Annotated in this window: 17 protein-coding genes; 9 read left to right on the top strand and 8 right to left on the bottom strand. The window is 71.8% G+C overall.

The genetic code is table 11. The features are described 5' to 3' along the window. Positions 1-2: 2 nt before the first annotated feature. The 5 genes from M1105_RS07520 to M1105_RS07500 all read left to right on the top strand — a co-directional run bounded on the left by M1105_RS07520 (position 3) and on the right by M1105_RS07500 (position 5,152). Entirely contained in the window at positions 3-1,253 is a 1,251-nt protein-coding gene (locus M1105_RS07520) for a metal-dependent hydrolase family protein (RefSeq protein ID WP_249579739.1), read from the top strand. A 1-nt stretch (position 1,254) separates the two neighbouring features. After that, positions 1,255-2,079, top strand: a complete 825-nt coding sequence (locus M1105_RS07515; RefSeq protein ID WP_249579738.1) for an ABC transporter permease — start codon at positions 1,255-1,257, stop codon at positions 2,077-2,079. Next, a complete protein-coding gene (locus tag M1105_RS07510; protein WP_249579737.1) occupies positions 2,079-3,134 on the top strand; it encodes an ABC transporter ATP-binding protein in 1,056 nt (351 codons plus the stop codon). The genes M1105_RS07515 and M1105_RS07510 overlap by 1 nt, the downstream gene beginning before the upstream one ends. A gap of 26 nt (positions 3,135-3,160) precedes the next feature. Then, entirely contained in the window at positions 3,161-4,210 is a 1,050-nt protein-coding gene (locus M1105_RS07505; RefSeq protein WP_249579736.1) for an ABC transporter substrate-binding protein, read from the top strand. A 75-nt stretch (positions 4,211-4,285) separates the two neighbouring features. Further along, positions 4,286-5,152, top strand: coding sequence for an ABC transporter permease (locus M1105_RS07500; RefSeq protein WP_249579735.1), 867 nt, complete (start codon positions 4,286-4,288; stop codon positions 5,150-5,152). 5 nt (positions 5,153-5,157) lie between these two features. On the opposite strand, the gene M1105_RS07495 is transcribed toward M1105_RS07500, so the two are convergent. Genes M1105_RS07495 through pdhA form a run of 4 tightly spaced genes read right to left on the bottom strand, consistent with a single transcriptional unit; the run spans position 5,158 to position 9,466 of the window. Continuing rightward, positions 5,158-6,258: a Glu/Leu/Phe/Val family dehydrogenase gene (locus M1105_RS07495; protein ID WP_249579734.1), complete on the bottom strand. Its 1,101-nt coding sequence runs from the start codon at positions 6,256-6,258 to the stop codon at positions 5,158-5,160. A 16-nt stretch (positions 6,259-6,274) separates the two neighbouring features. Then, the gene (locus M1105_RS07490) at positions 6,275-7,402 is read right to left on the bottom strand and encodes a dihydrolipoamide acetyltransferase family protein (protein ID WP_249579733.1); all 1,128 of its coding nucleotides are present in this window, start codon (positions 7,400-7,402) and stop codon (positions 6,275-6,277) included. Further along, a complete protein-coding gene (locus M1105_RS07485) occupies positions 7,393-8,373 on the bottom strand; it encodes an alpha-ketoacid dehydrogenase subunit beta (RefSeq protein WP_249579732.1) in 981 nt (326 codons plus the stop codon). Before M1105_RS07485 ends, M1105_RS07490 begins: the two co-directional genes overlap by 10 nt. Beyond that, complete coding sequence (gene pdhA, locus M1105_RS07480) at positions 8,366-9,466, bottom strand: pyruvate dehydrogenase (acetyl-transferring) E1 component subunit alpha (RefSeq protein WP_249579731.1); 1,101 nt, start codon at positions 9,464-9,466, stop codon at positions 8,366-8,368. The genes M1105_RS07485 and pdhA overlap by 8 nt, the downstream gene beginning before the upstream one ends. 194 nt (positions 9,467-9,660) lie before the next feature. Here pdhA and M1105_RS07475 point away from each other — a divergent pair, with 194 nt between their 5' ends. Both M1105_RS07475 and M1105_RS07470 read left to right on the top strand, forming a co-directional pair. Further along, positions 9,661-11,241, top strand: a complete 1,581-nt coding sequence (locus M1105_RS07475; RefSeq protein ID WP_249579730.1) for a gamma-glutamyltransferase — start codon at positions 9,661-9,663, stop codon at positions 11,239-11,241. Further along, the gene (locus M1105_RS07470) at positions 11,238-12,632 is read left to right on the top strand and encodes a M20 family metallopeptidase (RefSeq protein ID WP_249579729.1); all 1,395 of its coding nucleotides are present in this window, start codon (positions 11,238-11,240) and stop codon (positions 12,630-12,632) included. The genes M1105_RS07475 and M1105_RS07470 overlap by 4 nt, the downstream gene beginning before the upstream one ends. Before the next feature lie 4 nt (positions 12,633-12,636). Here M1105_RS07470 and M1105_RS07465 read toward each other — a convergent pair whose 3' ends face one another. The 4 genes from M1105_RS07465 to M1105_RS07450 form a co-directional block, all read right to left on the bottom strand. Continuing rightward, positions 12,637-13,599: an aldo/keto reductase gene (locus tag M1105_RS07465; protein ID WP_249579728.1), complete on the bottom strand. Its 963-nt coding sequence runs from the start codon at positions 13,597-13,599 to the stop codon at positions 12,637-12,639. A 65-nt stretch (positions 13,600-13,664) separates the two neighbouring features. Next, positions 13,665-14,726, bottom strand: coding sequence for an ABC transporter substrate-binding protein (locus M1105_RS07460; protein ID WP_249579727.1), 1,062 nt, complete (start codon positions 14,724-14,726; stop codon positions 13,665-13,667). After that, complete coding sequence (locus M1105_RS07455; protein ID WP_249579726.1) at positions 14,723-16,102, bottom strand: sensor histidine kinase; 1,380 nt, start codon at positions 16,100-16,102, stop codon at positions 14,723-14,725. The genes M1105_RS07460 and M1105_RS07455 overlap by 4 nt, the downstream gene beginning before the upstream one ends. Continuing rightward, complete coding sequence (locus M1105_RS07450; RefSeq protein ID WP_249579725.1) at positions 16,095-16,766, bottom strand: response regulator transcription factor; 672 nt, start codon at positions 16,764-16,766, stop codon at positions 16,095-16,097. Before M1105_RS07450 ends, M1105_RS07455 begins: the two co-directional genes overlap by 8 nt. 225 nt (positions 16,767-16,991) lie before the next feature. Between M1105_RS07450 and M1105_RS07445 the strand changes: the two genes are divergently transcribed. Together M1105_RS07445 and M1105_RS07440 are read left to right on the top strand one after the other, a co-directional pair. Beyond that, the gene (locus M1105_RS07445) at positions 16,992-17,984 is read left to right on the top strand and encodes a Bug family tripartite tricarboxylate transporter substrate binding protein (RefSeq protein WP_249579724.1); all 993 of its coding nucleotides are present in this window, start codon (positions 16,992-16,994) and stop codon (positions 17,982-17,984) included. 139 nt (positions 17,985-18,123) lie between these two features. After that, complete coding sequence (locus M1105_RS07440; RefSeq protein ID WP_249579723.1) at positions 18,124-18,555, top strand: tripartite tricarboxylate transporter TctB family protein; 432 nt, start codon at positions 18,124-18,126, stop codon at positions 18,553-18,555. Positions 18,556-18,563: the final 8 nt, after the last annotated feature.

Below are 18,563 nucleotides of genomic sequence, written 5' to 3'. Positions count from 1 at the left end.
CCGTGCCGGGAGCCGCGACGACACAGCTTCGTTTCACCAATCTCGCCCTGCTCGACCCCGCCTTCGACGAGCCGCGCGGCGGATACGAGGTGCTGGTCGAGGGCGAGCGCATCGCCGAGGTCTCGGACCGCCCCATCGCCTCGGCCTCGGCGGATGTGATCGACTGCGGCGGGCGCGTGCTGATGCCGGGGCTGATCGACTGCCATGTCCACTGCATGCACAGCGAAGTCTATATGCGGCGGATGGAGGACGTGCCGCTGACGCTCGCCACGGCGCGCGCCGCCGTCAGGCTGGGCTCGATGCTCGATCGCGGCTTCACCACGGTTCGCGACACGGGCGGCACCGATTGGGGCGTGAAGCAGGCGGTTGACGCCGGGCTGATCACGGGCCCGCGCCTCTTTATCGCCGGCCGCTCGATCGGGCCCACGGGCGGGCATTCCGACGGGCGCGGGCGCACCAATGACGGCTACAACTGCCCCTGCTGCAACGGGCAGGCCTATCTTCGGCTGGTGGTCGATGGCGTGGACGAGGTGCGCCGCGCGGTGCGCGAGCAGATGCGGCAGGGCTGCGACCATGTGAAGATCATGGTCTCGGGCGGCGTCGCCTCGCCCAACGACCCGCTCGACAGCCTGCAGTTCAGCATCCCCGAGATCGAGGCCTCGGTCGAGGAGGCCGAGGCCTTCGGCCGCTACGTGCTGGCCCATGCCTACGCCGCCGAGGCGATCGAGCGTGCCGTCACCGCCGGCGTGCGCACCATCGAGCACGGCAATCTGATCGACGAGGCGCGCGCGCGCCTGATGGCCGAGCGCGGCGCGTATCTGGTGGCGAACCTTGTCGCCTATGTCGCGATGGCCGAGCGCGCGGCGGGCTATGGCATGCCGCCCTCGATGCTCGAGAAGAACGCCATGGTGCTGGAAGGCGGCTACAAGTCGCTCGAATACTGCCGCTCGGCGGGGGTCAAGGTGGCCTATGGCTCGGACCTGCTGGGGGACCTGCTGGATGAGCAGAGCCGCGAGTTCGCGATCCGCGCCGAGGTGCAGCCCGCGATCGAGGTGATCCGCGCCGCCACCACCATCGCGGCCGAGGTGATCCGCCGCCCCGGCAAGCTCGGCACCATTGCGCCCGGGGCCTGGGCCGACCTGATCGTGCTCGATGGCGACCCCACCAGGGACATCTATCTGCTGGAAGGGCAGGGGCGCCACATGGCCGCGATCATGAAGGGCGGCCGCTTCCACAAGAACCGGCTGACCTGAGATGCTGGCCCGCGCCCTCGACAGCCGACGCCTGAGGCGCCTCGCGCTCAAGGCGGCTGCTGCGGTGGCGATGCTCTATATCGTGCTGCCGCTGGGCTTTGTCACCTGGCTCTCGTTCTACGCGCAGGAAATTCCGTCCTACCCGCCGCGCGGCTACACGCTCGACTGGTATGTCGCGATCATGGGCAACGAGCGCTTCATCCGCGGTCTGCTGCTCAGCGCGCAGCTTGGGCTCATCTCGACCGCCATCGGGCTCGCGGTGGCGGTGCCGGCGGCGGTCGCGATCGCGCATTTCCGCTTCCGGGGGCGCGAGACGATCAACAACCTGCTGCTGCTGCCGCTGATGGTGCCCGGCGTGGTGCTGGGCACGGCGATCTACGTCTTCCATGTCGAGACCGAGATCAACACCGGGCTGCCGATCCTCGGCTCGCTGGGCGGGCTAGTTTGGGGCCACGTGCTGGTGACCATCCCCTGGATCGTGCGGCTGGTGACGGCGAGCCTCGCGGGCTTCGACCGTACGCTCGAGGAAGCCGCGCAGAATCTTGGCGCCACGCCCTGGACGACGTTCCGGCGTGTCACGCTGCCCTCGATCCTGCCGGGCGTGGTGGCGGGGGCGCTGTTCGGGTTCGTGTCGTCCTTCGGCAATCTCGAGATGACCCTGTTCCTGGTCGGTCCGGGGCGCACGACGCTGCCGATCGCGATCCTCCAGTATCTGCAGTGGAAGGTGGACCCCACCATCGCCGCCATCTCGGTCGTACAGATCGTGCTGGTGGCGGTGGCGATGCTTGTGACCGACCGTTTCGTGAAGCTTAGCCGGGCAGTCTGATGGCGCGTCTCGAACTCGAAAACCTCACCAAGCGCTACGGCGATTTCCTCGCGACGCGCGAGGTCACGCTCGATGTCGAGGAGGGCGAGTTCCTCGTCATGCTTGGCCCATCGGGCTGCGGCAAGACGACGACGCTGAGGATGATCGCGGGCTTCGTCGAGCCCTCGTCCGGCACCGTGCGGCTGGGGGCCAGGGACATCACCCGCCTGCCGCCGTGGCGGCGCAACACGGGGCTGGTGTTCCAGAGCTACGCGCTCTTCCCGCACATGACGGTGAACCAGAACGTGGCCTTCGCGCTCGAGATGCGCCGGACGCCTGCGGCCGAGATCGGCACCCGCGTGGCCGAGGCGCTGAGGCTCGTGCGGCTCGGGCATCTGGGCGACCGGCTGCCGCGCCAGCTTTCGGGCGGGCAGCAGCAGCGCGTGGCGCTGGCGCGCGCGCTGGTGTTCCACCCCGACATCCTGCTGCTGGACGAGCCGCTCTCGAACCTCGACGCCAAGCTGCGCGAGGAGGTCCGGGTCGAGATCCGCAACCTGCAGCGCGAGCTTGGCATCACCACGGTGATGGTGACCCACGACCAGGAGGAGGCGCTGACCATCGCCGACCGCCTGGTGGTGATGAACGAGGGCCGGGTGCGCCAGATCGGCACGCAGCGCGACCTCTACGAGCGCCCGGCCGACCGCTTCGTCGCGGGCTTCGTCGGGCGCGGCAGCTTCCTCGAGGGCACCTCGGACGGGCAGGGCAGGTTCCGCACCAATGGCGGTATCGAGATCGCCTGCGCGGCTGTCGAAGCCGGACCTGCCGTGCTGGGCCTTCGCCCCGAGCGCGTTGGTCTTGCGCCGAACGGCGCCGACAACAGCTTCGAGGCGGTGGTCGAGTTCGTCTCCTATCTCGGCGGACTCGTGGACCTGCATTGCCGCCTGACGGACAGCGACCGCGTGATCGCGCAGATGGTGAACACGGGCGGGGGAGACCTGCCCAGGGTCGGCGACCGGATCAGGATCGGATGGCCCGCCGCGGCGGCCTTCGTCTTTTCCGGCGAGAAGGCAAAGTGACACCGATCACAGAAAGGGAGAGGACCATGACCAGCAGACCGATCTCACGGCGCCGTCTCATGCAGGGCATGGGCGGCCTAGCGGCCGTCAGCGCGATCTCGAGCCCCTTTGTCGCCCGCGCCCAGGCCAAGGGCCGGGTCGTCGTCGGCACCTGGGGCGGCGACTATGCGCGGCTGCTCAACAAGAACATCGAGCAGCCCTTCCTGATCCCCGCGGGCTGGGAGGTGATCCAGGACCAGGCCGGCGACCCTGAGCGGCGCGCCAAGATGGCGGCCGAGCGGCGCCTGCCGCGCGGCACCACCGACCTGCAGGGCCTCAGCGCCGTCAACATGTACCAGGTGTTCGAGCAGGGCCTGACGCAGGAGGTCGATTACAGCCGCCTGAAGAACGGGCCCAACCTGCTCGAGTCGATGAAATACCCCCACGGCGTCGGCCACATCTATTCGGGCATGGTCGCGGTCTACAACCCCGACAAGGTGGACGCGCCCAAGAGCTATGCGGACGTGTTCGACGGCAAGTGGAGCGACCGGCTGGGCCTGATCGACATCCAGTACCAGTACACGCTGGTTGCCGCCGCGCTGGCCGCGGGCGGCAGCACCACGAACCTCGCGCCCGGCCAGCAGCGGCTGATCGACGTGCGCAAGGCGGGGGCGCGCATCTACCCGACCAACGAGGCCTTCGCGCAGGGTCTCGCCACCAGCGAGATCGACATCGGCATCATGTGGAAGGCCCGCACGGTGCAGTGGCAGAACGCCGGCATCAACGTGAAGTCGGTGGCGCCAAGCGAGGGGGCGATCGCCTATGTCTCGGGCTTCGCGATCCCCAAGAACGCGCCCAACCTCGACGGCGCCTATGCCTATCTCGACGCGATGCTCGAGGCGGGGGCGCAGGAGAATTTCGCCATCGACATGGGCTACAACCCGACGGTGACGAACGCCAATGTCGCGCCCGATCTCAACGAGCGCATCGGCTTCACGCCCGAGGAGCGCGCGAACCTCGTCAACATGGACTACGGCTTCATGATGGAGAACGACGTGGCCCTCAAGGAGTGGTGGGACAAGGACTTCAAGGGCTGAGCCCCGCCTGACGCGAACCCCGGCGCGGCCGCCACCCGGCCGCGCCCCTCACGCCGCCAGCCCCGGAAGCCGAGGATGCAGAGCGACAGCGCCCGCACCGGATCGCCGATCACCGCAAGCTCGCTGGTGGGCCCGGCGGCCGTCATGACCGTGATCGGCCTCGTGCTGCCGGTGCTCTTGCTGCTGCGCTACAGCCTCAACCTCTACGACCCGCGCGAGCTGATGATCGAGACGGTCTCGCCCGCGAACTACGTCAAGTTCTTCACCGACATCTATTATCTCGACGTATTCTTCACCACGGTCTGGGTGGCGATGTTCTGCACGCTGGTCTGCCTGATCATGGGCTTTCCGCTGGCCTATGTGCTGGCGCGCACGCAGTCTCGCTTCAAGAACGTGCTGATCATCCTCGTCGTCATGCCGCTTTTCGTCGGCAACGCGGTGCGCGCGGCGGGGTGGATGACGCTGTTCGGCAGCCAGGGGTTCCTTAGCATCTCGCTGATGGATCTCGGCCTCGCCTCGGGGCCGACCGAGCTCATGTTCACCACGCAGGCCGTCATCATCGGCATCATCGCCGTGAACCTGCCCTTCATGGTCCTGACCCTGCAGAGCGTGATCGAGGGCATCGACCGGGCGATGGAGGAGGCTGCCTTCTCGCTGGGCGCGGCCCCGATGACGATGTTCCGCCGGGTGCTGTGGCCGATGGCGTTGCCCGGCATCATCGCGGGTACGATCCTGACCTTCATCCTGGGCATGAACGCCTATGCCACGCCCGTGCTGCTGGGTGGGCCCGAGTTCAAGATGATGGCGCCGCTGGTGTTCGGGCAGTTCCAGCTCAACAACTGGCCGTTCGGCGCGGCGGTGGCCTTCATCCTGATGACGACGACGCTCTCGCTCACGGCGCTTGCCGCCTTCTGGATGCAGAAGCGCGTGCGGCTGGGCTGAGGCGGTCAGCGCCGGAACGAGGCCGCGCGGCGCACCCGCTCGGCCGCCATCGCGAAGGCCGCCTCGCGGGGCAGAGTGTGGTCGCGCCTCGCGCGGTCCAGCACCTCGGCGGTGTTGCGCCCGACGCGCTCGGCGATGACGGCAAGCGCCTCGCTCTCGCCGCCGCCGCGATGCTCGACCGCGGCGCAGATCACGCCGCCCGCATTGGCGATGAAGTCGGGCACGACGAGGATCCCGCGCCCGGCCAGCGCGGCCTCGGCCTCGGCCGTCGCGGGGATGTTCGCGCCTTCCAGCACCATCCTCGCGCGCACGCGTCCGGCGTTCTCCGCGCGGATCACGTCGGGCCGTGCGGCGGGGATCAGGATGTCGCACCCGGCGCCGATGATCTCGCCGGGGTCGAGCCGGGTGGCGCCGCCGAGTTCTGCCACGCTGCGCCCGTCGGCCTTCAGCGCGTCGAGCCGGTCGAGGTCGAGCCCGTCCGCCGCTGCGATGCCGCCGCGCGAGTCGGAGACCGCGACGATCACGGCGCCCTCTCGCCCGAGGAAATGCGCAACCCAGCGCCCGACCGCGCCATAGCCCTGCACGGCGACGCGCGCGCCCTTCAGCGCGATGCCCGAGAAGGGCTCGGCCGCCTTCGCCGCGGCGACCAGCCCATGCGCCGTCGCCCCGATCTCGTCGAGCGGAATGCCGCCAACCTCGCGCGGCAGGCCCACGGCACGGCCGATCTCGTCGCGCACCCAGGCCATCGCGGTCTCGTCCGTGCCCATGTCGGGGCCGACGATGTAGCTTCGCACCTCGCCGATGGCGCGGGCAAAGCTGCGGATCAGGCGCTCCTTTCCCTCCGCGGGTATCTTCGGGTCGGCAAAGATGACCGACTTGCCCCCGCCATGCGGCAGGCTCGCCGCGGCGTTCTTCAGCGTCATCGCGCGGGCGAGCCGCGCGCATTCCGCGACCGACACGTCCGGTGCCATGCGGCAGCCGCCGATGGCAGGGCCGGCGGCGGTGTTGTCCACCACCAGCACGGCGCGCAGCCCGGCGCGGGGGTCGGTGATCTCGATCACCTTCTCGGGGCCGAGATCGTCGGCGTGAGCGAATGTCTCGGGCATCTCTTTCCTCCGGCTGTCAGTCGGGACGTTCCAGGTCGGCGACGACGGCGGCCATGAAGCGCGCGGCATCGCCCCCGGTCGCGGCGCGGTGGTCGAAGCTGAGCGACATCGGCAGCAGCAGACAGACGCCGGTCTCGCGATAGACCGGATAGACCCGTCCCGCGCCCAGGATCGCGACCTGCGGCGGGCTGATCACCAGCTCGGCATGGCGCCCGCCGATCGGCCCGAAGTTGGAAAGCGTGATCGTGGGCTCGGCAAGGTCGGCGAGCCCCAACGCATGGGCGCGCGCGTTCGCGATCATCCGCTCGGCCTCGGCACGCATCTCCGCGCCGCCAAGCGCCGCGGCATCGCGCAGAACCGGCACGTAAAGCCCTTCGGGCGTGTCCACGGCGAGTCCGATGTCGATCTGCACGTTCTGACGGATCGACGGCCCGCCCGCGTCGAACCACGCGTTCAGAACGGGTGCGGCCGCGACCCCACGGACCGTCGCGCGCACGAGGCGCGCGAGGATGTCGGATCCCGGCGTCATCCAGGCCGTCACCTCGGCCACATCGTGGAGCGTGGCGCGCACCACCTCGGCCGCCGCCGCCATCCTGCGCGCCATCGCGCGGCGCGCGCCCCGCAGTTCTTCCCAGCCTTCAGTTTCCGGCGCCGCGGCGAGCAGCGCCTCGACATCGCTCAGTGTGATCGCGCCGCCCGGCCCGGTGCCGGCGATGGCATCGAGCGAAATGCCATGCCGCGCGGCCAGCGCCCGCGCCGCGGGGATCGCCCGCACCGGGCCACCCGGTGCCGTGGCCGCCGTTGCCTGAGGGGCCTTCGGCGCGCCTTCGGGCGCTGCCGTGGACGGCGGGGTGGGTGCTTCGGGGTCGATCCGTCCGACGACCGCGCCCGGATCGGGCCGACCGGCGGCCTCGAAGCTGACCAGCGGCGCGCCCACCCGCAAGATCTCGCCCGGTCCGGCCAGCAGCGCCTTGACGACGCCGGACCAGGGCGCGGGGATCTCGACGACCGCCTTGTCGGTCTCGACCGAGACGAGCGGCTGGTTGGCCACCACCCGCTCGCCCGGGGCGACATGCCACTCGACGATCTCGGCTTCCTCCAGCCCCTCGCCGAGGTCGGGCAGGTCGAAGCGCCTCACCGCCATGCCACCACCTCCCGCGCCGCCTGCGCGATCTGGCCCGCCGAAGGCAGGTAGAGATGCTCGAGCCTCGGCAGCGGCGGGATCGTGTCGGGCGCCGTCACCCGCCGGATGGGCGCGCGCAGCACGTCGAGCGCGTCCTCGGCCACACGCGCCGCGATCTCTGCACCGAATCCTCCGGTGCGCGGCGCCTCGTGGGCGATCACGCAGCGCCCGGTGCGGCGCACCGAGCCGAGCACCGTTTCCGCGTCGTAAGGCTTCAGCGTCGCCACATCGACGATCTCGGCCTCGACGCCCTCGCCCGCCAGCGTCTCGGCGGCCTCGCGGCATTCCTTCAGCGCGGCCCCCCAGCCGACCAGCGTGAGGTCCCGCCCCTCGCGCGCCACGAAGGCGGTGTCGAGCGGCAGCGCCGTGCCGTCGTCCGTCACCGTCTCCTTTCCCGCGCGGTAGAGGCGCTTGGGTTCGAAGAACACCACCGGGTCGGGATCGCGGATCGCCGCGAGCAGGAGCCCGTAGGCCCGCGCGGGCGAGGACGGGATGACGACCCGCAGGCCGGGGATGTGCGCGAACACCGCCTCGATGCTCTCCGAGTGGTGCTCGGGCGCGTGGACCCCCGCGCCATAGGGCGCGCGCAACACCATCGGGCAGGTGAGGCGCCCGCGCGTGCGGTTTCTCAGCCGCGCCGCATGGTTGGCGATCTGGTCGAGCGCGGGGTGGATGAAGCCCTGGAATTGGATCTCGGCAACCGGCCGGAAGCCCTGCGCGGCAAGCCCGACCGCCACGCCCGCGATGGCGGCCTCGGACAGGGGCGTGTCGCGCACCCGCCTTTCGCCGAAGCGCTGCCAGAGCCCGTCGGTCGCGCGGAATACGCCCCCGTCGAGGCCCACATCCTCGCCGAGGACAACGACCGAGGGGTCGTCCTCGAGCGCGCGTGCCAGCGCTGCGCGCACCGCCTCGATCAGCGTCAGCTCAGCCATCGCCGCCCTCCGCGAGGCGCGCGCGCACGGCCTCGAGGTCGGGGGGCAGATGCGCATGGATGTGTGCGACGATCGAGGCGGCAAGCTGCGGCGGGATCGCCAAATACCTCTCGGCCGCTGCCTCGACCTCCGCGTGGATGCGGGCGCGCAGCTCTTCCTCCTCCTCCTTGGTCCAGCCATGCGCGCGGCCCAGATGCGCGCGCAGGCGCTTCAACGGCTCGCCCGCCCAGTGGCGGCTGACCTCGCGGTCCTCTCGGTAGCGGGTCGCGTCATCGGCGGTGGTGTGGTCCGACAGCCGGTAGGTGACGCACTCGATCAGGCTCGGGCCCTCGCCTGCGCGGGCGCGCTCGACCGCCCGGCCAACCGCGTCGCGCACCGCGATCACGTCGCAGCCATCGACCTGCTCGCCCGGCAGACCCGCGCCAATCGCCTTCTGCGCCAGCGTCTGCGCGGCGGTCTGGCGGTCCAGCGGCACCGAGATCGCCCATTGGTTGTTGTTGATCACGAACACCACCGGCAGGCGCCAGACCCCGGCCATGTTCAGCGCCTCATGGAAATCGCCGCGAGAGGTCGAACCGTCGCCCCCCGCGACCACCGCGACCCGCGCCTCGCCCCTCAGCGTGAAGGCGAGAGCGACCCCCACGGCATGCGGATACTGGGTGCCGACGGGGACGCAGACCGGGAAATCCTGCCGCACGGCGGGGTCGGCGAAGTCCGAGCCGCGCTCGTCCCCGCCCCAGTAGAGCAGCAACTCCTCCATCCGCACGCCGCGCCACAGCTGTGCGCCCTGCTCGCGGAACGAGGGGACCAGCACGTCCTCGGGCCGCATCGCTGCCGCGAGGCCCACGCTGACCGCCTCCTGCCCCAGCGACGAGGCGAATGTCCCAAGCCGCCCGGTGCGTTGCAGCGCGACCGCCTTCTGGTCGAAGGCCCGCGTCCGCGTCATCGCGGCGTGGAGGCGCACGAGTTGGTCGCGGTCCTCGGCGAAGGACGGCAGGGCGCCGCGCGGCTCGCCTTCCGCCGTCAGGTAGCCGCGGGCGCGGATTTCGAAGCGCGCGACCGTCCGCTCGGTGCCAGGCGGCGTCTTTGCCATGCCAACCCTCCCATGGCGGGAAAGTCTCGCGCGCGCCCCGCGTGGCTGTCCTTGATCGCGGTCAAGGCCGCCCGGTTGCGCGGGCGCGGGGGTCGGCCAAGACCCGGCATCGCGGTTGCGCCCCGTCGCGCGCCGGCCCATACCTGTCGGGGGCGCCCGCCCGTCTCGCCGATCCTTCCCGCCGGAGCCGCCGCATGAGCTCGAATTTTTCCCGCACCCAGCAGGTCCGCAAGGCCGTGATCGAAACCCCCCGCGGCGTCGTCGCGGCCCAGCACCGCCGCGCGGCCGAGATCGGCGCCGAGGTGCTGGCGGCAGGCGGTGATGCGGTCGATGCCGCGGTCGCCGTCTCGTTCGCCATCGGCGTGGTCGAGCCCTGGATGAGCGGCCCCGCGGGCGGCGGCGCGATGATGGTCTGGCGCGCGGCCGAGGGGCGGGCCCATGCCGTCAACTACGGCATGCGCTCGCCCGCCGGGCTCGACCCCGCCGACTACCCGCTCGCGGGCACGGGACCCGCGGGCGACCTGTTCCCCTGGGAGGCGGTGGTGGGCGAGCGCAACGTGCTGGGCGCCACCGCCGTCGCCGTGCCGGGGCTGGTGGACGGTGTGGGGCTCGCGCATGGCCGCTTCGGGCGGATGCCGTGGCGCGACCTCGTGCAGCCGGCCATCGGGCTCGCGCGCGAGGGGCTCCTGGTGGACTGGTACGCGGCGCTCATCATCGCCTCGGCCACCCGGGCGCTGGCGCGCGACAGCGACGCGGCGGCCATGTTCCTCGAGGACGGGCAGTGGCCGCCGATCGCCGGCTGGACCAGCCTCGCGCAAAAGCGCGTCGCCATGGACCGCATGGCCGACACGCTGGACCGGCTGGCCGAGAAGGGGCCGCGCGAGTTCTTCGACGGCGATGTCGGCCGCGCGCTGGCCGCCGATGTCGAGGCCAAGGGCGGCGCCTTGCGCTTTGCCGATCTCAACGCCTACCGCGCCCGGATCGAGGAGCCGCTGGCCTTCGAGCACCGGGGTGCGCAGTTCTTCGCGACGCCCGGCCTGACCGCCGGGCCGACGTTGCGGGACGCGCTGGCGGCGCTGGCCGAAACGCCCGCAGCGCGGCCCGACGGCGTGGGCTTCGCGGCCATCGGGGACGCGCTGAAAGCGGCCTACGCCCGGCGCCTCACGACGATGGGCGCCGAGGACGAGGCCGCGGGCGCCCCCGCCTGCACCACGCATTTCTCGGTGGTGGACCGCGAGGGCAACATGGTGGCGCTGACGCAGACGCTGCTCTCGATCTTCGGCGCGCGCTGCGTCTCGCCTTCGACCGGGTTGCTCCTCAACAACGGCATCATGTGGTTCGACCCGGTGCAGGGCGGGCCGAACTCGCTGGGGCCCGGCAAGGCGTGCCTGATGAATGTCTGCCCGGTGATCGGCGAGGCGGGGGGCGCGCGCTTTGCGCTCGGCGCCTCGGGCGGGCGCAAGATCGTCTCGGCGGTCACGCAGTTGTCGGCCTTTATCGCGGACTGGGGGATGGACCTCGAGCAGGCGTTCCACCATCCGCGGATCGACGTCTCTGGCGGCGAGGTGGTGGCGGTGGACGACACGCTGCCGGCCGAGACCATCGCGGCCATCGAGGCCCGCCACCCCGTGATGCGCGCGCGCCGCACAGTCTATCCATACGCCTTTGCCTGCCCGGCGGGCGTGATGCGACGGGACGGCCTCAACACCGGTGCGACCGAGATCATGTCCCCCTGGGGCGATGCCGTGACCGAGCCCGAGGGGGATCGCACATGACCGCGCAGCCGAGCCGCGAGGGCGCCGTCGCCCGCGCCGAAGCCGCCTTCGACAGCGGCCGCTTCACCGCCGATCTCCGGGACCTCGTGACCTTCCAGACCGAGAGCCAGAACCCCGCGCAAGCCCCCGAACTGCGCCGCTACCTTGCGGACGCCATGGCCCCGCGCCTTGCCGCGCTGGGCTTCAGCGCCCGGATCTTCGAGAACCCCGACCCGCAGGGCGGCCCGCTGATGGTGGCCGAGCGAATCGAGGACCCCGGCCTTCCCACCATCCTAACCTATGGCCATGGCGATGTGATCCGCGCGCAGACGGATTGCTGGCGCGCGGGCCTACACCCCTTCCGCCTGGTCGAGGAAGGCGAGCGCCTCTATGGCCGCGGCACCGCCGACAACAAGGGCCAGCACCTGATCAACCTCACCGCGCTCGGCGCCGTGCTGGCCGAGCGCGGGCGGCTGGGTTTCAACGTTCGCATCCTGATCGAGATGGCGGAGGAGACGGGCTCGCCCGGCCTCCATGCCTTCTGCGCGGCCGAGCGCGAGCGGCTGAAGGCGGACGTGCTGATCGCCTCGGACGGGCCGCGCCTCGCCCCCGACACGCCCACCATATTCATGGGCTCGCGCGGGGGCGTCACCTTCGACCTTGCGGTCGATCTGCGCGATGGGGCGCATCATTCCGGCAACTGGGGCGGGCTGCTCTCCGACCCCGCGATGATCCTCGCCCACGCGCTCGCCTCGATCACCGACCGACGCGGGCAGATCCGCATCCCCGAATGGCGCCCGACCAGCCTCACGCCCGAGATCCGCGCGGCGCTGACGGGTCTGCCAGTGGCCGAAGGGGATGGCCCCGCCATCGACCCCGACTGGGGCGAGGAGAGCCTGACGCCGGCCGAGCGCGTGTTCGGCTGGAACTCCTTCGCCATCCTCGCCATGTCGAGCGGCGTGCCCGAGGCGCCGGTGAACGCGATCTCGGCCTCGGCGCGCGCGACCTGCCAGCTTCGTTTCGTCGTCGGGACCGACCCAGACGACATCCTGCCCGCGCTGCGCCGGCATCTGGACCGCGAGGGCTTCGCGCAGGTCGAGATCCGCCCGCTGGAAGGCGGTGCCTTCAAGGCCACGCGGCTCGACCCCTCGCACCCATGGGCGCGGTTCGTCGCGGCGTCGCTGGGGCACACCGCCGGGCGCGCGCCGCATGTGCTGCCGAACCTCGCGGGGTCGCTGCCGAACGACTGCTTCTCGGAAATTCTCGGCCTGCCGACGGTGTGGGTGCCGCACTCCTACCGCGGCTGCTCGCAGCACGCGCCGGACGAGCATGCGCTCAAGGCCCTCTGCCGCGATGCGCTGGGCCTCATGGCGGGGCTGTTCTGGGACATCGGCGAGAGCGGCGGGCCCTGAACCCTCAGGCCTGTTCCTCCAGCCGGTCGGTGGCGGGCGGCGGGCGGCGCGAGAGGCGGCCGATCTCCTCGCGCAACTCGGCGCTCATCGGGATGTCAAGCGCCGCGAGCGCGGGGCGCAACTGCGCCACGTCGCGCGCGCCGATGATCGGGGCGGTCACCGCCGGGTGCCCCGCCACCCAGGCGAGCGCGAGGCTCACCGGGTGCCAGCCATGGCCTTCGGCGAAATCGGCAAAGCGAGCGGCGGTGTCGAACATCCACTCCTCGCCATAACGGCGGACGTAAGACTCGTTCGCGCGGATCCGTCCCGCGGCGGCAGGGTCGCGATACTTGCCGCTGAGCAGCCCCCCGCCCACGGGGCTGTAGGGGATCACGCCCAGTCCCTCGGCTTCGGCCAGGGGCAGGATCTCGACCTCGGCCTGCCGCTTGACGAGGCTGTACATCGGCTGGAGCACGTCGATCCGCGCCCAGCCCCGCCGTTCCGACTGGCCCAGCGCCCGCGCGATCTGCCAGGCTGCCCAGTTCGAGGCGCCCAGGTGATGCACCTTGCCCGCGCTCACGAGGTCGTCGAGCGTGCGCAGCGTCTCATCGACCGGCGTCTCGGGGTCGAAGCGGTGGACGAACAGCACGTCGAGCCGGTCGGTCCCGAGGCGCCTGAGGCTCGTCTCGACCGACTCGCGGATATGCCGCCGCCCGAGGCCGCCGGCTGCCAGCCCGGCCCGCTCCATCCCGACCTTCGAGGTCAGCACGATCCGGTCGCGCTCGGTTGCGATCAGCCGGCCCAGGATCTCCTCGGACCGGCCGTCGGCGTAGATGTTGGCGCAGTCGAAGAAGTCGATCCCTGCCTCGCGGCAGGCGGCATAGATGCGGGCCGATTCCGCCTCGTCCGCCTCGCGCCCGAAGGACATCGTGCCCATGCAGAGTCGCGAGACCCGCATCCCCGTGCGCCCAAGCAGTGCCGTCTTCATCCCGTCCCTCCCCCGTGCTTCACGGGCGCCAAGCCTAGCCGACCATGCGTCGGCGTCCATCCCCCTCAGGGCAGGTCATCGCGCGAGGCCATGATCGAGCGCCATAGCGCCGTGAACAGCGCCCGCTTCTGCCGGTCGAGCCCGACCAGCAGCGCGGGCGTGAGCGCGATCGGCCTCAGCGCAGAGGGTGCGCCCGCCAGCGTCGCCGTCGCCGGGTCGTCGGTCTCGCCAAAGCTCACGATCAGTGCCGCCTGTGCCAGCCGGAAGCGCCCCTCGGGCGCGAGCAGGAAGTCGATCAGCGCCTTCGCCGCTGCGGGGTTGCGCGCCTGCCGCGGCACCAGCGCCGCGCGCGATAGCACCAGAGTGTAGTCCGCAGGCGCCACCACCCCGATCCGCGGGTCGCCCGCCGCGCGCGCCAGCGCATACGAGCCGAGCAGGTTGTATGCGATCAGGTAGCGCCCCTCGGCCACCGCGTCGATCAGCTCGGCCGAGCAGCAGGTCGCCACCGCGTCGGCCCGCTCGAAGGCTTCCAACAGCCGCCCGAAGGTGGTCGCCTGCTGCGCGTCGGCGAAAGCGAAGAGATAGCCGAGGCCCGATGCCTCGATGTCGTAGGTCGCGACCCGTCCGTGATAGCGCGCGGGCCGCGCGCGCAGCAGGTCGATCAGGTCGAAGCGCGTGGCCGGCACCTCGTCGCGGGGCACCAGCTCGCGGTTGTAGACGATCACCGCGGGCTCGTAGGTCAGCCCGAACAGCTCGTCGCGCCAGTGCGCCCAGTCGGGCAGCAGGCGGCCGGCCTCGGTCTCGTGCGGCTGCGCGCAGCCGTCGTTGACCAGCTTGACCTGCAGGTCCATGGCCGAGCTGATCACCAGGTCGGCCTGCGCCACACCCGCGGCACAGGCCTCGGCCGTGCGGGCGAAAAGCTCGTTCGTGCCAAGTTCGACATAGTGGATCGCGAGGTCGGGGCGCGTGGCCGCGAAGGCCTCGAGCACAGGCAGGAACACCGCGATGTCGGTCGAGCCCTCGACCACCAGCTCGCCACTACCCGTGCCGACGGTCACCGCCGCCTGCTGCGCGGCGGCGGGGGCTGCAAGCGCGAGCGCGACGAGCGCGGCAGCGGCCCGCCTCATGACGGCGCCCCCTCGGCCGCCCCGCCGGGGGCGAGGTCGAGCGTCGCGCGGAACCCGCCGACCTCGGGCCGGGAGAAGCGCATCCGTCCGCCATGCGCCTCGGCCACCGCGCGCACGATGGCAAGCCCGATGCCCGCGCCGCCGCGCGGGTTCGCCTCGCTGCGCGCGAAGCGGCGCCCGGCCTCGGGCCAGGCGGCCTCGGGAATGCCGGGGCCGCGGTCGGTCACCTCGATCCTGCCAGGCGCGCGGACCGCGATGGTGACGGGCGGCGCGCCATAGCGCAGGGCGTTGTTCACCAGGTTCTTCGTGGCCTCCGTCAGGCTCAGCGCGTCGCCCGTGACCATGACCGCGTCCTCGGGCAGGTCGAGCTGCAGGTCCTCGGCGGTCGAGGCAAGATCGTGGTCGCTCTCCTCGACCACCCGGATGGCCACCAGCCGCAGGTCCAGCCGCTCGCGCGGTGCCGCGTCGGCGCGGTGCATCACCAGCGCCTGGTTGAGCAGCTGGTCCGCGAGCCGCCCCAGCCCCGCCGCGCGGCCGCGGATGCGCTCGGCCAGCTTGCGCAGGCGCTCCGGGTCGGTCTCCTCGGCCGCCAGTTCGGCCTGCGCGCTGAGCGCGGCGACCGGGGTGCGAAGCTGGTGGGCGGCATCGGCGATGTAGGCCTGCATCGCGTCCATCCGGCGCGCGAGCCGCGCCATGAAGCCGTTGATCGCTCCCACGGTCGCCCTCAGCTCGCGCGGGGTCTCGACGGTGAGCGGCGAGAGGTCCTCGGGCCGGCGCCCGGCCAGCGCCGCCTCGACCCGCCTGAGCGGCCCCAGCGCCGAGCGCACCGCCGCCACCGTCAGCACGATCAGGCAGAGGCCCCCCAGCGCGGCCAGCGACATGGCGTTGCGCGCGATGTCCCATGCCAGCGCCGAGCGCGCGCGCAGCGTGTGCCCGACCACCACCGCGACCTCGCCGCTGTAGGCGCGCTCGGCGAAGCGGCGGCGGACGGCCGCCAGACGCACCGGCTCGCCGCCGAACTCGGCCGCGTAGAAGCTGACCTCGCCCGCGCCCCGCGGCGGCGGCGGGATCTCGTCATAGCCCGTCAGCGTCGCGCCCTCGCGGTCGATCACGCGATAGACCACGCGGTCCTGCGGCGCGAGCGCGAGCAGTTCGAAGGCCGAGACGGGGATATCCACGACGACGTCGCCGCCCGACACGCCCACCGCGCGGGCGATGTCGAAGGCCGCGCCCGCCAGCATCCGGTCATAGGCCTCGCGCGCCGCCTCGCGGCCATAGGCGAGCGCTGCCGCCGCGACTCCGACGCCGCCCACCGCCAGCACCAGCGCCACCGCGATGCCCAGCCGCAGCGCGATCGAGGGCGCGCGCTCAGGCATCGGCGACGAGCTGGTAGCCGAGGCCCCGCAGCGTGCGGATCGCGACGCGCGAGGGCTCGAGCTTCCGCCGCAGCCGCCCGACATAGACCTCGACCGCGTTCAGCCCCACTTCCTCGGCGTCGAAGGCGAAGAGCTTGTCGAAGATCGCCTCCTTGGGCATCACCCGGCCGCGATTGGCGACCAGCGTCTCGAGCAGGCAGAACTCGCGCTTGGTCAGCGCGATCGGCCGGCCGGCCACCTCGGCGGTGCGCCCCGCGGGGTCGAAGCGCAGGTCGCCATACTCGATCACGCCGCCGCTCTCGCCCGCCCGGCGCCGCGCCAGCGCCCGCGCCCGCGCCTCGAGCTCGCGCAGGTCGAAGGGCTTCATCAGGTAGTCGTCGGCCCCCATGTCCAGCGCCTCTACGCGATCCTCGACCGCGAGCCGCGCGGTCAGCACCAGCACCGGGGTGCCGTCCCGATCCCGCCTCAGCCCGCGCAGGATGTCGATCCCCGAGCCGTCGGGGAGATTGATGTCGAGGATCAGGAGGTCATAGACCTGCACCGCCAGCGCGTCCGCGGCCGCGGCGCAGGCGTCCGCGAGGTCCACGGCGTCGCCGCGTCGCCGGAAGTGCTCGACGATGGCGTCGGCAACATCGGGCGTGTCCTCGACCAGCAGAACGCGCATGCCGTGCGTTTCCCCGCGGGCGGCGCTCGTTCGGGCGGGCCGCTCCATTTCCCCGATCCTATCCCCTGCCGCCGCAGGGGTGAAGCACGCAGATCGCGCCCGCGCGGCCACCGGTCCGACGTCGCGACAGGTTGGCGACAGCCGGCCATGCTAGACATGGCGCCCGACTGCCGCGGGAAAACCCGACCGGCGGCCGCAACGACATGCTCTCGGGAGGAAAAACGCATGCTCGCAACATCCCCGATCCGCCGGCTCGCCTCGGCGGCCCTCGTCGCCCTCGGCACGCTCGCGGCGCCGGCGCTCGCCTTCGAGCCCGAGGCGACAGAATGCATCGCCCCCGCCAATCCCGGCGGCGGCTGGGACTTCACCTGCCGGCAGGTTGGCAAGACGCTGCAGGACCTCGGCCTGATCCCGGGCACGATGCAGGTGACCAACATCGCCGGCGGCGGCGGCGGCGTGGCCTTCGCCGAGGTGGTGAACAAGCGCGGCGCCGAGAACGGCCTGATCGTCGCCGCCTCGACCGCGACGGCGACCCGCCTCGCGCAGGGCGCCTATCCCGGCAACACCATGGACCAGGTCCGCTGGATCGGCGCGGTCGGCGCTGACTACGGCATCGTCGCGGTGGCGAAATCGAGCGAAATCAACACGCTGCCCGAGCTGATGGACCGCATCAAGGCCGACCCCCGGTCGATCTCGATCGCCGGCGGCTCGGCGGTCGGCGGCTGGGACCACCTCAAGGTGCTGATCGCCGCCGACAAGGCGGGCATCGAGGACCTGCGCACCATCAAGTATGTCGCCTTCGACGGCGGCGGCGAGGCGGTGACGCAGCTTCTCGCGGGCTCGGTGCAGGCCTTCACGGGCGACGCGTCCGAGGCCAAGGGCTTCGTCGACTCGGGCGACATCAAGGTGATCGCCGTGCTTGCCCCCGAGCGGCTCGAGGGCGACTTCGGCGCCTTCCCGACCGCCCGCGAGCAGGGCATCGACGCGATCGGCGCCAATTGGCGCGGGTTCTACGCCCCCGGCGGCATGTCGGACGAGGCCCATGCCTACTGGGTCGAACGGGTCGCGACGGTCTATGCCTCGCCCGAGTGGAAGGCCGTGATGGCACAGAACGGGCTCGCGCCGCTCGACCTCTCGGGCGACGCCTTCCGTGCCTTCGTGGCGGACTCGATCGCCTCGATCGCCGAGATCTCGCGCGAGATCGGCCTCATCAAGTGAGGCCATGGGGGCCGCGCGCGGCCCCCGTCCAGCCCGCATCCGCCGGCGCGCGCGCGGCCTGCATGCCATGCGTGCGCGCGCCCCGGCACCGGCAACACACGCGACCACGCCCCGAGCGCAAGGCCGCGGGAGGAAACGCATGAGTGACCGCATCTTCGGCGGCGTCGGCCTGCTGCTCGCCGCCTTCTTCATCTGGGGCGCGACCCGGATCGAGCTGAGCTTCATCTCGGACCCCGTCGGCCCGCGCACCTTTCCGATCATCATCGGTGCGATCCTGGGGCTCGCCAGCCTTGCCGTCCTCGCCCGGCCGGATGCCGAGCCGGACTGGCCCCGCCTCGGGCGCGTGGCCGAGATCGCCGGCGCCGTGGCCGTGATGGTCGCCTACGCGCTGCTGCTGCCCGAACTCGGCTTCGTGATCGCAACCGCCGCGGCCTCGGCTATCCTGACCTGGCGGCTCGGCACCCGCCCGCTATGGGCGGTGGTCTCGGGGGTGCTGACCGCGCTCGGCATCTACACGGTCTTTCACCTGATCCTCGGCCTGTCGCTGGCCAAGGGTCCGCTGGGCTTCTGAGGGAGACG

Origin of the sequence: Thermohalobaculum sediminis, from assembly GCF_023487995.1 — a bacterium.
Lineage (GTDB): Bacteria > Pseudomonadota > Alphaproteobacteria > Rhodobacterales > Rhodobacteraceae > Thermohalobaculum > Thermohalobaculum sediminis.
The sequence above is the reverse complement of the archived record's forward strand: the minus strand, read 5'-3'. Positions and strand labels throughout refer to the sequence as shown.